The following is a 13226-nucleotide window of genomic DNA, read 5'->3' as shown; positions in this document are numbered from 1 at the left end:
GTTAGTTTCCTTTGGCGGCGGACAGGGTGGCGAGGAGGTGTTCGCGATCTAACAGCGCAGGCAGGATCTCTCCCTGCGGCAATCCCGGTCCGTAAATCTGGTTAAACGGCACCGCGGCGCTGCCGCGGTCGGTTAAAAACTGACTAATCGTGGCGGAGGGGCGGCTCCAGTCGCCGCGCAGGGCGACCACGTCCGGCGCTAACAGCGCCTGCTGGACGTCATCGCGCAGCAGCACGTTGTATTTATTGGCTTTACAGGTCACGCACCAGTCGGCGGTGACATCAATAAACACCCGCTTATGTTCCGCCAGGGCGCTGGCGATAGCCTGCTCGCTGAGCGGCTGCCAGTTAACCCGGTCGCGGCGCGGGCCCTCGCCGTCAGGCCGGGAGACAAAGGCGACGGCGCCGGCCACCACGATGGCCAGAGCCCCTGCGCACAGCGCTGTCCGCCAGCGGTAGCGCCAGGCGGTGGCCAGCAGCAGGGCTACGGTCAGTATCACCAGCAGGGTAAGCACCGGGGTACGGCCGATGTGGATCGTCAGCAGGCTGACCAGCCATAGCGCCGAGCCCAGCATCATCACCCCCAGCGCCACCCGCAGATGATTCATCCAGCGGCCTGGGCGCGGAAGGCGTTGCGCCAGCCCCGGCCAGGCGACGATCAGCAGCCACGGCAGGCTCATACCGATCCCCATGGCGAAGAAAATCCCCCACAGCAGCGGCAGCGGCGCCACCAGCGCCACCGACACGGCGGTGCCAAGGAACGGCGCGGTGCAGGGCGTCGCCAGCAGGGTGGCGAAGGCGCCCTGCCAGAAATGGCCCATTAAGCCGTTGCCGCCTCGGGTGGCGAGGAAGGTGCTGGCGGTGGAGGAGAGGCGGATTTCGAACAGCCCCAGCAGACTGGCGCTGAACAGGACCATCAACAGCGCCATGGCGCCGATAAACCACGGGTTCTGGAACTGGATCCCCCAGCCGAGCGCCTGATTACCCAGGCGTAGCGCGGTCATCATCAGCGCCAGCGCCAGGAACGAGACGACGATCCCGCACGCCGAGGCGAGGAACTGTCGGCGCACCGCGCCGCGTTCGCGATGTTCGGTTTGCACCAGCGAGCCGAGCTTCATCGCCAGCACCGGCAGGACGCAGGGCATCACATTGAGGATAAGCCCCCCGGCCAGCGCCATCAGTAGCACCCAGCCTAACGCCGCTCCCGGCGCGGCGCTGCCTGCGCTGATAGCGAGCTGGCTTTCCTGTGCCTGGCCGCTATCCGCCAGCACCAGCGACAACGTTTTACCGCGTAGATCCGGCGCCGCTTCGCCCCAGCTGTCGGTGACCGGCACGCTGGCGGTCAGCGTATCGCCGCGGGTGGTAAAGCTCGGCTTGCCGAAATCGACATCCTCCATGCTGTCGATAAACAGCGCTGGCTGCCGCCAGCCGGCATCACGGCGGGCGGTCACCGTAAGTTTGCCGCTGACGTAGCTGGCGCTCAGCTGCGAAGTCAGGCCATCGCGCAGCGGCAGCGTGCCCATCGCACGGGTGTAATCGTAGGCAAAACCCTCCCCTGGCGGGGCCGTCATATCCAGCGAAAAGGGATAGTCAGTGAGAATGCAGACATTGCTGCAGGTGGATAATGTCAGTACGCCGCTGAGCGTCGGCGGTATCTTCCCGCGCAGGGTCATCGGGAAGCTGACGTCGCCGTGATACCCCTGAGTGGAAATGCCCGCAACGTCGAAACGCTGCGGCGTCGGCCAGCGCCAGTCAACCGCCAGCGGCGTGCCCCAGGCGATAGCCGGCGCGATGCCGCCTTCCCCTGGCGAGCGCCAGTAGGTTTTCCAGCCCTTTTCCAGCGCCACGTCTAAAAGCAGGCGGGTATCGCCATTGCTCTCGGTTTGCGCCCGCAGGCGCACGCTGGCGTGTTGATTATCGGCGGCGCGTAGCCAGCCGCTGTCGGCGGCCTGGCTGACGGGCAGCCATAGCCAAAGCAGGCAGACCAGTAGTCGCCTGAATAACATAGACATAAATTTGCTCCATAAATGATGAATTAACCTGAACTGTCAGGAAAATCACTCACTCACGGAAGACGCATAATCGCAGATGCACCCGCAATCGGGGCGGGGAGATAACGCGGGGAGGCCACTGGCGTTCGATACGCGGCGGGATCGCCGCCAGCAGCAGGGTGATAGCCAACAGCGCCCCTTCGAACAGCATCGGCGGGACGGCCATCAGCGACTTGGCGCTGAGCTCGCACGGCGTGACCGGCGCGTCGGCCTTTTCCTGGGTTTGCTGTAGCGACGGGCTGTCGGCAGCGAGGTTCATGACCAGCGCGTGCATCCCGGCCATTCGCTGGGCGGTGCAGACCAGCACCACCAGACAGGCCAGGAGGACAAAAAGAATGGCTTTGCGTTGTCGCTTAATCATGAGCGCCTCAAATATTCACGAGGCCTATCTTATCGGGCGAACGCGTTTTGGCAATGGTAAAGCTGTAAAGAAGTGTCTGGCGGATAAGCGATTTGCCCTCCCCGGCCGGGAGAGGGCAGTCAATTACAGATTCTCACCGTTGCTGGCGATGACCTCTTTGTACCAGTTGAAGCTCTTCTTGCGCGAGCGGGACATATCGCCGGTGCCGTCGTCGTGTTTGTTGACGTAGATGAAGCCGTAGCGTTTGCTGTACTGGCCGGTGGTGAAGGAGACGCAGTCGATGCAGCCCCACGGGGTATAGCCCATCAGATCGACGCCGTCGTAGGTGACGGCTTTCATCATCTCTTCGACGTGGGCGCGCAGGTAGTCAATGCGGTAGTCATCGTTGATGCTGCCGTCGGCTTCGACTTTGTCGTAGGCGCCAAAGCCGTTCTCGACGATAAACAGCGGCTTCTGGTAGCGCTCATACAATTCACACAGGGAATAGCGCAGACCGACCGGGTCAATCTGCCAGCCCCAGTCGGAGGCTTTGACGTGCGGATTCGGCACGCTGCCTTCGAAGCCGGAAATGGCGTCGCCGGTGCCGCCTTCGGCTTTCACCGCGTTGGTCATGTAGTAGCTGAAGCCAAGATAAGCGCAGGTGCCTTCGCGCAGGATCTGCGCGTCGCCATCTTCCATCTGGATGTTGAAGCCGCGGCGCTCCCACTCATTCAGCACATAGCTCGGATAGTAACCGCGCAGCTGAACGTCGGTAAAGACGTAGCGCTCGCGCATCGACTCCTGAGCAAACATCACATCTTCCGGTTTGCAGGAGTAAGGGTAGAGGGCGACCATCGCCAGCATGCAGCCGACCTGCATATCCGGGTTAATACCACGCGCCGCTTTCACCGCCAGCGCGCTGGCGACGAACTGGTGGTGCAGCACCTGGTACATGGTCTCTTCCGGGTTGTCATGCTCGGTATAAACCACCCCGGAGCAGCAGTAGCCGAACAGCGGCGCGCGCCAGTTACGCTGGTTATTGATCTCGTTGAAGGTCATCCAGTATTTCACTTTGTGCTTATAGCGCTCGAAGACCACTTCGGCGAAGCGCACAAAGAAATCGACCACTTTACGGTTGGTCCAGCCGCCGTACTGCTGCACCAGGTGCAGGGGCATCTCGAAGTGGGAGAGAGTAATCACCGGCTCGATGTTGTACTTCAGCAGCTCGTCGAACATGTCGTCGTAGAACTTCAGCCCCTCTTCATTCGGCTGGGTCTCGTCGCCCTGCGGGAAGATGCGGGTCCAGGCGATGGAGGTACGGAAGCATTTGAAGCCCATCTCGGCGAACAGTTTGATGTCTTCTTTGTAGCGGCCATAGAAATCCACCGCTTCGTGGTTGGGGTAATATTTGCCGGCTTCAACCTGGTGGGTGATTTCACGCGGCACGCCGTGCGCCCCGCCGGTCAGCACGTCGCAGATGCTCGGGCCTTTGCCGCCCTGATCCCAGCCGCCTTCAACCTGATGCGCGGCAACCGCGCCGCCCCATAAAAAATCTTTCGGAAGGGTTAATTTTTTCATCCTGGCTAATCTCTCTAATAACTATTGCTCTCGAGTCTAGCAAAGTGAAATTGAATGTCACGATATAACAAATTACGCCAAACGTAATATGTTACATCGAAAAAACAGGCTGTTATTTTTAGCTGATTTTGCGCGCTAATTTACGTCCGAGCGTTTCGAGAATATAGATCACTGGAATTTGCGTCGTAATATCGTAGACACCGCCAATGCGCGTCTGCGGCACGTGCCAGGAGAGATTGAAATCGGCCAGTTTGGCCAGCCGCGAGTGTTCGTGACTGGTAATGGACATCACCTTGCAGCGGTGCAGGCTGAACTGGCTGGCGAAGCGCAGGATCTCTTCCGTCTCGCCGGAGACGGAAAGCACGATCGCCAGCGCGTTACGGGCCATATCGTTAGTCACCGGAAAATAGGGGTCATCAATATGATTACTAAATTTCCCGACGTTGGAGAAGAAGCGGGCGCCATATTTCGCCAGCGCGCCCGAGGTGCCTGCGCCGACGAAAATAATACGTTCGGAGGCGAGAATAATATCGACGGCCTGCTCGAGTAATTCATCGAACTCGTCATTATTAACGCTTTTAAAAAAGCTCATGATTTCGCTGGCGCCGATATTTGCCTGTTGAGGCTCGTTCTGCTCAAGATATAATTTAAAGCGCACGCGAAATTCAGAGTAGCCCTCGCACTGCAGTTTGCGGCAGAAGCGCAACACGGTGGTGGTGGAGACGCCGGCGGCTTCGGCCAGTTCGCGGATGGTCATGTACATCACTTTGTCACGATTCTTAATGACGTAGTGGTAGACCATCATCTCAAGATTATTGAGACTGGCGACAGCGGCGTGGGAGAACATACTCACAGTGGCGAACTCACAATTCATAATGACCAGGACGGAATTATATCATGCAGGCTAATGACATTACCTTTTTTCAGCGCTTTCAGGAGGACATCCTCGCCGGGCGCAAAACGATCACCATTCGCGATGCGGCGGAGTCGCACTTTAAGCCCGGCGATGTGCTGCGCGTCGGGCGCTATGAAGACGACGGCTATTTTTGCACCATCGCCGTGACCGCGACCTCGACGGTGACTCTCGACACGCTGACCGACCAGCATGCTCAACAGGAGAATATGACCCTCGGGCAGCTGCGTCAGGTCATCAGCGACATCTATCCTGGCGAGAACCAGTTTTATGTCATTGAATTCAAAACACTTTAAGATAAAAATGAACAGCTGTGAGTTGAAATAAAATTGTAACTTTATGATTTTAATGTGTTTACAAATATACATCGTTTTATTTTAGCTAACAGGTGTTCACTGGAATCATTCTCAGTTACCCTAAGTGGGCAATGAAAGCGTTCTTGTTTTCACGGAGTCAAATATGGTGCGCAAACCATTAATCACTCAGGGATATTCTCTGGCAGAGGAAGTTGCCAACAGCATCAGTCACGGGATCGGGCTGGTGTTCGGTATCGTCGGCCTCGTGCTCTTGCTGGTGCAGGCGGTGGACACTAACGCCAGCGCGACGGCGATCACCAGCTACAGTCTGTACGGCGGCAGCATGATTATGCTGTTTCTCGCCTCCACGCTCTATCACGCGATCCCGCATCAGCGGGCGAAACAGTGGCTGAAAAAGTTCGACCACTGCGCCATCTACTTGTTAATCGCCGGGACCTATACGCCGTTTTTGCTGGTAGGGTTGAACTCGCCGCTGGCGAAGGGGCTGATGATCGTCATCTGGAGCCTGGCGCTGCTGGGGATCCTGTTTAAGCTGACCATCGCGCACCGCTTTAAAATCCTGTCGCTGGTGACCTATCTGACCATGGGCTGGCTGTCGCTTATCGTGGTCTATCAGCTGGCGGTAAAGCTGGCGGTGGGCGGCGTGACGCTGCTGGCGGTCGGCGGGGTGGTGTACTCGCTGGGGGTTATCTTCTACGTCTGCAAACGTATTCCCTATAACCACGCTATCTGGCACGGCTTCGTGCTCGGCGGCAGCGTGTGTCACTTCCTGGCGATCTATCTGTACGTCGGCCAGTCCTGATAAACATCCCACGGTGGCGCTGCGCTTACCGTGGCTACGGTTATCTGCGGCCTGGAAATCCCACGGTGGCGCTACGCTTACCGTGGCTACGGTATTTGCAGTCAAGTAGCCCGGCTAAGGCGCGAGCGCCGCAAGCCGGGAGTCATAACGCTTTATTACGCGTCTTCCAGTGAATAGGGCAGCGGTTCGATGCGCAGGCTGCCGGCATCGTCGCGCACGCGGAACACGCTGTCCGGCTCCATATCGTTATTCATCACCACCTGCACCAGCAGCTGGCCATCATCCAGCTGTACCGCCGCAAGCACCGTACCGGTGCGGCGCCAGTTTTCGCCCATCTTCAGCTCCAGATCTTCTCCGGCCTCCGGCACCCGGCTGGCGGTACCTGACAGCGTCCACAGCGCGCGCTTATTGGCGCCGCGGAATTTCGCCCTGGCGACCATTTCCTGGCCGGTATAGCAGCCTTTTTTGAAGCTGATACCGCCCAGCGCCTGCAGGTTGGTGGCCTGCGGAATGAACTGCCCGCTGTTGGCGCTGTCGATAACCGGCAGACCGGCTTCAATATTCAGCGCCAGCCACTGCTGGCTGTTGTTGAGCTGCACTTCGCCACGCAGCGCGTCGGTGACGCGATTGGCGGTGTCGACATCGGTCACCAGCAGGAAGCGTTCGCCCGGGTGTTCAAACCACAGCAGGCTGGTGGCGCCTTCGCTAATCACCGGCGTCGCGGCGTCGGGCAGGGCGGCGAACAGCGGCGCCAGCGCGGCGCGCGCCTGGAAGCCGGCCACCCCCAGCAGAACCAGATCGTCGTTGGCGGCGATGGTGACTTTGGAGAAGACGGCATATTTTTTCAGCTCGGTCAGCTGCGCGTCGCGCAGGCTGCGGCGCTCAATCCACGCGAAGCCGCCGTCGCGGCGGAATACGCGCAGGTTGCTCCACATCTTGCCTTTGGCGTCACAGTGGGCGGCAAGCAGATGCTGGGCATCGGTGAGACTGCTCACATCGGCGGTAATCTGCCCCTGCAGATATTTTTCGCTGTCCGGTCCGCTAATTGTCGCCAGCGCCCAGTCATCCAGGGTCATCAGCGTTAACGGCAGACGAGCGGAAGAGGAAGGCTGACGCGGAGGAAAAGGTGTAAAAGCCATAGTCATATCCTGAATCGCTTAACGCAGTGTGTGTGACCAATGGTAAAAGAGCTATAGTGCATTGCAAGCGCTTTCAACAGGCCATTTGTGCGCTGACGTTTGGTGACGGCCTGACGCGGGAAAACAATAAGCCCATCATTATTTTATGGTTTTTATGGAAGGATGCTCGCATTCAGCGATATTCCTGTAAAGTTACGGCAGAAAACGGGTTAAACTAACCTATATTTTGCTGCTGGAAGGTCAACATGGACATTAACAATAAAGCACGTATCCACTGGGCATGCCGCCGCGGGATGCGCGAACTCGACATCTCCATCATGCCGTTCTTTGAGTATGAGTACGATACCCTCAGCGACGCTGACAAACAGCTGTTCATTCGCCTGCTGGAAAATGACGATCCGGATCTGTTCAACTGGCTGATGAACCACGGCAAACCGGCCGATGCGGAGCTGCAGCGGATGGTAACCTTAATTCAGACACGGAATCGGGAACGTGGTCCTGTGGCAATCTGATCTCCGTATCTCCTGGCGCGCGCAGTGGTTTTCCCTGCTGCTCCACGGCGTTGTGGCGGCGCTGGTGCTGCTGGTTCCCTGGCCGTTAAGCTACACCCCGATCTGGCTGCTGCTGCTGTCGCTGGTGGTCTTTGACTGTGTGCGCAGCCAGCGACGGATCCATGCCCGTCGCGGGGAGATAAAACTGCTCACCGATTCCCGGCTGCGCTGGCAAAACGCCGAATGGGAGATCCTCGGGACGCCGTGGGTCATCAACAGCGGTATGCTGCTGCGTTTGCGCCATGTCGATACCCGACGCGGTCAGCATCTGTGGCTGGCGGCGGACAGCATGGATCCCGGAGAGTGGCGGGATCTGCGCCGGCTGGTGCTGCAAAAACCGGCGCAGGAGTAAGCGGCGTCAGGAGAAGTGTTCGGCCATTTCGCCGAGGATCTGCTCGCACCAGCTCTGGATGCGCTCGTCGCTCAGGTCGTACTGGTTGGTTTCATCCAGCGCCAGGCCAACGAACAGTTGGCCATCAGCGATCACCGGTTTCGGGCTGGTGAACTCATAGCCTTCGGTTGGCCAGTAGCCGACAAACTTCACGCCTTTGGTCGCCAGCTTGTCATGCAGCATGCCCAGCGCGTCAAGGAACCATTCGCCATAGCCCAGCTGATCGCCCATGCCGTACAGCGCGACGATTTTGCCCTCCAGGTCCAGGGTGTCCAGCTGGTCCCAAACCGCTTCCCAGTCTTCCTGAATTTCGCCGAAATCCCAGGTCGGGATGCCGAGGATCAGTACATCGTACTGGCTCATCAGGGCGGGGGAGTCATCTTTCAGATTGTGCAACGTCACCAGCTCAGGGCCGATGATATCGCGGATTTTCTCCGCGGCCATTTCGGTGTAGCAGGTACTGGAGCCGTAAAACAGACCTATATTCATCGCGTAAACATCTCGATTCTTGCTGTGAATGGCGGGCAGTGTACCAGAAAGGCGTCCTCTTAAGGCATAATGAGAGCGTTTAACGAACAAAGAGGCCGATGTGAAACAGGATCTGGCACTAATCGAACAGTTTCTCGATGCCCTTTGGCTGGAGCGCAATCTGGCGGAGAATACGCTCAGCGCCTACCGTCGCGATTTGACGATGCTCGTGGAGTGGCTGCACCATCGCGGCCTGTCGCTGGCAAGCGTCGGCAGCGACGACCTGCAGGCGCTGCTGGCCGAGCGGCAGTCCGGCGGCTATAAAGCCACCAGCACCGCGCGCCTGCTGAGCGCCGTGCGTCGTTTCTTCCAGCATCTGTACCGGGAAAAAATTCGCCCGGACGACCCCAGCGCGCTGCTGGCCTCGCCGAAGCTGCCGCAGCGGCTGCCGAAGGATCTCAGTGAGGCGCAGGTTGAGCGTCTGCTGCAGGCCCCGCTGGTGGAGCAGCCGTTGGAGTTGCGCGACAAAGCGATGCTGGAGGTGCTGTATGCCACCGGCCTGCGCGTCTCGGAGCTGGTGGGGCTGACGATGAGCGACATCAGCCTGCGGCAGGGCGTGCTGCGGGTGGTGGGCAAAGGCAACAAAGAGCGGCTGGTGCCGCTGGGGGAAGAGGCGGTACTGTGGGTGGAAAATTACCTCGAGTATGGTCGCCCCTGGCTGCTGAACGGCGTGGCGTCGGATGTCTTATTTCCCAGCCAGCGCGCCCAGCAGATGACGCGTCAGACCTTCTGGCACCGGATTAAACACTATGCCGTGCTGGCGGGGATCGACAGCGAAAAGCTCTCCCCGCACGTGTTGCGCCATGCGTTCGCCACGCATTTGCTCAATCATGGCGCCGACCTGCGCGTGGTGCAGATGCTGTTAGGACACAGCGATCTCTCCACCACGCAGATCTACACCCACGTGGCGACCGAGCGTCTGCGACAACTTCATCAACAGCACCACCCGCGGGCGTGAGTGCTGAACAAAAGGACTGAGTATGAAAAAAGGTTTATTGATGTTCACCCTGCTGGCGGCTTCCCTTTCCGGGGCGGCGCATGCCGATAGCGCGGCAATTAAACAGTCGCTGGCGAAGCTGGGTGTGCAGAGCACCGATATTCAACCGTCGCCGGTTTCCGGGATGAGCACGGTGCTGACCGACAGCGGCGTACTGTATGTCACCGACGACGGCAAGCACATCATCCAGGGGCCGATGTACGACGTGAGCGGCGCGCAGCCGGTCAATGTCACTAACCAGCTGCTGCTGGGTAAACTGAACGCGCTGAGCAACGAAATGATTGTCTACAAAGCGCCGAAGGAGCAGCACGTCATTACCGTCTTCACCGACATCACCTGCGGTTATTGCCACAAGCTGCATGAGCAGATGAGCGACTACAACGCGCTGGGGATCACCGTGCGCTATCTCGCCTTCCCGCGCCAGGGACTGCAGAGCCAGGCGGAGCAGGATATGAAGGCCATCTGGTGCGCGAAAGATCGCAACAAAGCGCTGGATGACGCTATGAACGGCAAGGGCGTGCAGCCGGCGAGCTGCAGCGTGGATATCGCTAAACACTACACCCTTGGCGTGCAGATGGGCGTCAACGGTACCCCGGCGATGGTCCTCAGCAACGGCATGGTGCTGCCGGGCTATCAGGGGCCGAAAGAGCTGAAGGCGTTCCTCGACGAGCATAAAAAACAGACAAGCGGTAACTGATTCGCGTGAAACAACAGATACAACTACGCCGCCGCGAGGCGGTTGACGGCGTCGATTTACCCGCCGATCTGCCGCCGCTGCTGCAGCGGCTGTATGCCAGCCGCGGGGTGCGCAGCGCCCAGGAGCTGGAGCGCAGCGTCAAAGGCATGCTGCCGTGGACGCAGCTCACCGGCGTTGAAAAAGCGGTCGGGATGCTGCACGACGCTTTCCAGAAAGGGTTGCACATTGTCGTAGTCGGCGATTTTGACGCCGACGGCGCCACCAGCACCGCGCTCAGCGTGCTGGCCCTGCGCGCGCTGGGCTACGGCAACGTCTCCTACCTGGTGCCGAACCGTTTTGAAGACGGCTACGGCTTGAGCCCGGAAGTGGTCGATCAGGCCCACGCCCGCGGCGCGCAGATGATCATGACCGTCGACAACGGGATCTCGTCCCATGCCGGCGTCGAGCATGCCCATGCGCTGGGGATCCCGGTGCTGGTAACCGATCACCACCTGCCGGGGGAGACGCTGCCGGCGGCGGAGGCCATCGTTAACCCTAACCTGCGCGATTGCGACTTTCCGTCGAAATCGCTGGCCGGGGTCGGGGTGGCGTTCTATCTGATGCTGGCGCTGCGCACCTTTCTGCGTGATAACGGCTGGTTCGATGCCCGCGGCATCGCCGCGCCGAACCTTGCCGAGCTGCTGGATCTGGTGGCGCTTGGCACCGTTGCCGACGTCGTGCCGCTGGATGCTAACAATCGTATTCTCACCTGGCAGGGGTTAAGCCGCATTCGCGCTGGCAAATGTCGGCCCGGCATTAAGGCGCTGCTGGAGATTGCCAACCGCGATCCGCAAAAGCTGGCGGCCAGCGACCTCGGTTTTGCCCTCGGGCCGCGCCTGAACGCGGCGGGGCGGCTGGACGACATGTCGGTCGGCGTCGCGCTGCTGCTGTGCGATAACATTGGCGAAGCGCGCGTGTTAGCCAATGAGCTTGACGCGCTCAACCAGACGCGCAAAGAGATCGAGCAGGGGATGCAGGCGGAAGCGCTAACGCTCTGTCAGCAGCTGGAACGCAGTAGCGACACCCTGCCCGGCGGGCTGGCGATGTACCATCCGCAGTGGCACCAGGGGGTGGTCGGCATCCTCGCCTCGCGAATTAAGGAACGTTTCCACCGGCCGGTGATCGCCTTTGCGCCCACCGGCGACGGTACGCTGAAAGGCTCCGGCCGCTCCATACAGGGGCTGCATATGCGCGATGCGCTGGAGCGTCTCGATACGCTCTATCCGGGGCTGATCCTGAAGTTCGGCGGCCACGCGATGGCGGCAGGATTATCGCTGGAAGAGGCGCGCTTTGAGGAGTTTCAGCAGCGCTTTGGCGAGCTGGTGACCGAGTGGCTGGATCCCGCGCTGTTACAGGGCGAGGTCGTTTCCGACGGGCCGCTGGCGGCGGCGGAGATGAGCATGGAAGTGGCGCAGATGCTGCGCGACGCCGGGCCGTGGGGACAGATGTTCCCGGAACCGCTGTTTGACGGCCGTTTCCGCCTGCTGCAGCAGCGGCTGGTGGGCGAGCGTCACCTGAAGGTGATGGTCGAGCCGGTTGACGGCGGCCCGCTGCTGGACGGTATCGCCTTCAACGTGGATACTTCCATCTGGCCCGACAACGGCGTGCGTGAAGTCCAGTTAGCCTACAAGCTCGACATCAATGAGTTCCGCGGCAACCGCAGCCTGCAGCTGATCATCGATCACCTCTGGCCAAATTGACAACAGTGTATGAATAAGGGCGCGAATCCGGTAGAATTCCGCTCTTATCACCGCATTTTGACAAATCCATTAAAAGAAACCGACCATGTTTGAAATAAATCCGGTAAAAAACCGCATTCAGGACCTCACGGAGCGCTCCGACGTTCTTAGGGGGTATCTTTGACTACGATGCCAAGAAAGAGCGTCTCGAAGAAGTAAACGCCGAGCTGGAACAGCCGGACGTCTGGAATGAACCTGAACGCGCTCAGGCGCTGGGTAAAGAGCGTTCTTCCCTGGAAGCCATCGTAGATACCCTGGATCAGATGTCCCAGGGGCTGGAAGACGTTGCCGGCCTGCTGGATCTGGCCGTGGAAGCGGACGACGAAGAGACCTTCAACGAAGCCGTCGCCGAGCTGGATACGCTGGAAGAGAAGCTGGCGCAGCTTGAGTTCCGCCGCATGTTCTCCGGCGAATACGACAACGCCGATTGCTACCTCGATATTCAGGCAGGCTCCGGCGGCACCGAAGCCCAGGACTGGGCCAGCATGCTGATGCGCATGTACCTGCGCTGGGCGGAAGCGCGCGGCTTTAAGACCGAGATCATCGAAGAGTCCGAAGGTGAAGTCGCGGGCATTAAATCCGTGACCATCAAGATCATTGGCGATTACGCTTACGGCTGGCTGCGTACCGAAACCGGCGTTCATCGTCTGGTGCGTAAGAGCCCGTTCGATTCCGGCGGCCGCCGTCATACCTCCTTTAGCTCTGCGTTCGTTTACCCGGAAGTTGAAGACGATATCGATATCGAAATTAACCCGGCCGACCTGCGCATCGACGTTTACCGCGCCTCCGGCGCCGGTGGGCAGCACGTTAACCGTACAGAATCCGCGGTGCGTATTACCCACATCCCGACCGGGTTGGTGACGCAGTGCCAGAACGACCGTTCGCAGCACAAGAACAAAGACCAGGCCATGAAGCAGATGAAAGCGAAGCTTTATGAGCTGGAGATGCAGAAGAAAAATGCCGAGAAGCAGGCGATGGAAGACAACAAGTCCGATATCGGCTGGGGCAGCCAGATCCGCTCTTACGTGCTGGATGACTCGCGTATTAAAGATCTGCGTACCGGGGTGGAAACCCGCAACACTCAGGCGGTGCTCGACGGCAGCCTGGACCAATTTATCGAAGCAAGTTTGAAAGCAGGGTTATGA

14 protein-coding genes are annotated in these 13226 nt (G+C 59.4%); 8 read left to right on the top strand and 6 right to left on the bottom strand.

Going from position 1 to position 13226, the window contains the following annotated elements; genetic code table 11:
* Position 1 precedes the first annotated feature (1 nt).
* The 4 genes from ABLV04_RS16070 to ABLV04_RS16055 form a co-directional block, all read right to left on the bottom strand.
* Entirely contained in the window at positions 2-2011 is a 2010-nt protein-coding gene (locus ABLV04_RS16070; RefSeq protein WP_147733522.1) for a protein-disulfide reductase DsbD domain-containing protein, read from the bottom strand.
* Positions 2012-2060: 49 nt separating this feature from the next.
* On the bottom strand, positions 2061-2411 hold the full coding sequence (locus tag ABLV04_RS16065) for a copper resistance protein (protein ID WP_147733523.1): 351 nt from the start codon (positions 2409-2411) through the stop codon (positions 2061-2063).
* Positions 2412-2534: 123 nt separating this feature from the next.
* Positions 2535-3968 (bottom strand): 6-phospho-beta-glucosidase, encoded by a 1434-nt coding sequence (locus ABLV04_RS16060; protein WP_044524684.1) that lies wholly within the window; start codon positions 3966-3968, stop codon positions 2535-2537.
* A 118-nt stretch (positions 3969-4086) separates the two neighbouring features.
* The gene (locus tag ABLV04_RS16055; RefSeq protein WP_032454033.1) at positions 4087-4815 is read right to left on the bottom strand and encodes a MurR/RpiR family transcriptional regulator; all 729 of its coding nucleotides are present in this window, start codon (positions 4813-4815) and stop codon (positions 4087-4089) included.
* A gap of 50 nt (positions 4816-4865) precedes the next feature.
* Here ABLV04_RS16055 and yqfB point away from each other — a divergent pair, with 50 nt between their 5' ends.
* Positions 4866-5177 carry a N(4)-acetylcytidine aminohydrolase gene (gene yqfB / locus ABLV04_RS16050; RefSeq protein ID WP_023290970.1) on the top strand — a complete coding sequence of 104 codons (312 nt, stop codon included), beginning with the start codon at positions 4866-4868 and terminating at the stop codon, positions 5175-5177.
* A 163-nt stretch (positions 5178-5340) separates the two neighbouring features.
* Positions 5341-6000, top strand: coding sequence for a hemolysin III family protein (locus ABLV04_RS16045; RefSeq protein WP_008806429.1), 660 nt, complete (start codon positions 5341-5343; stop codon positions 5998-6000).
* A gap of 155 nt (positions 6001-6155) precedes the next feature.
* Here ABLV04_RS16045 and ygfZ read toward each other — a convergent pair whose 3' ends face one another.
* Positions 6156-7139, bottom strand: coding sequence for a tRNA-modifying protein YgfZ (gene ygfZ / locus ABLV04_RS16040; RefSeq protein ID WP_147733524.1), 984 nt, complete (start codon positions 7137-7139; stop codon positions 6156-6158).
* A 245-nt stretch (positions 7140-7384) separates the two neighbouring features.
* On the opposite strand from ygfZ, the gene sdhE reads away from it, so the two are divergent.
* On the top strand, positions 7385-7651 hold the full coding sequence (gene sdhE / locus ABLV04_RS16035) for an FAD assembly factor SdhE (protein WP_002916312.1): 267 nt from the start codon (positions 7385-7387) through the stop codon (positions 7649-7651).
* Positions 7632-8042 (top strand): protein YgfX, encoded by a 411-nt coding sequence (locus ABLV04_RS16030; RefSeq protein ID WP_023290968.1) that lies wholly within the window; start codon positions 7632-7634, stop codon positions 8040-8042. The genes sdhE and ABLV04_RS16030 overlap by 20 nt, the downstream gene beginning before the upstream one ends.
* Before the next feature lie 6 nt (positions 8043-8048).
* Here ABLV04_RS16030 and fldB read toward each other — a convergent pair whose 3' ends face one another.
* Positions 8049-8570, bottom strand: a complete 522-nt coding sequence (fldB, locus tag ABLV04_RS16025) for a flavodoxin FldB (RefSeq protein WP_004205324.1) — start codon at positions 8568-8570, stop codon at positions 8049-8051.
* A gap of 100 nt (positions 8571-8670) precedes the next feature.
* On the opposite strand from fldB, the gene xerD reads away from it, so the two are divergent.
* From xerD to prfB, 4 genes are all read left to right on the top strand, one after another.
* Positions 8671-9567 (top strand): site-specific tyrosine recombinase XerD, encoded by an 897-nt coding sequence (gene xerD, locus ABLV04_RS16020; protein WP_004144729.1) that lies wholly within the window; start codon positions 8671-8673, stop codon positions 9565-9567.
* A 22-nt stretch (positions 9568-9589) separates the two neighbouring features.
* Positions 9590-10303, top strand: coding sequence for a bifunctional protein-disulfide isomerase/oxidoreductase DsbC (gene dsbC, locus ABLV04_RS16015; protein WP_002916301.1), 714 nt, complete (start codon positions 9590-9592; stop codon positions 10301-10303).
* A 5-nt stretch (positions 10304-10308) separates the two neighbouring features.
* A complete protein-coding gene (recJ, locus tag ABLV04_RS16010; protein WP_180266131.1) occupies positions 10309-12042 on the top strand; it encodes a single-stranded-DNA-specific exonuclease RecJ in 1734 nt (577 codons plus the stop codon).
* Positions 12043-12127: 85 nt separating this feature from the next.
* Positions 12128-13226 (top strand): peptide chain release factor 2 gene (gene prfB, locus ABLV04_RS16005; protein WP_101862173.1). Its coding sequence is split into 2 segments (ribosomal slippage): positions 12128-12202 and positions 12204-13226, totalling 1098 coding nucleotides; the frame shifts between segments, so codons are not numbered across the junction.

It is taken from the genome of Klebsiella sp. JN_Kp127, assembly GCF_040062505.1.
GTDB classification, from domain to species: domain Bacteria; phylum Pseudomonadota; class Gammaproteobacteria; order Enterobacterales; family Enterobacteriaceae; genus Klebsiella; species Klebsiella quasipneumoniae.
The sequence above is the reverse complement of the archived record's forward strand: the minus strand, read 5'-3'. Positions and strand labels throughout refer to the sequence as shown.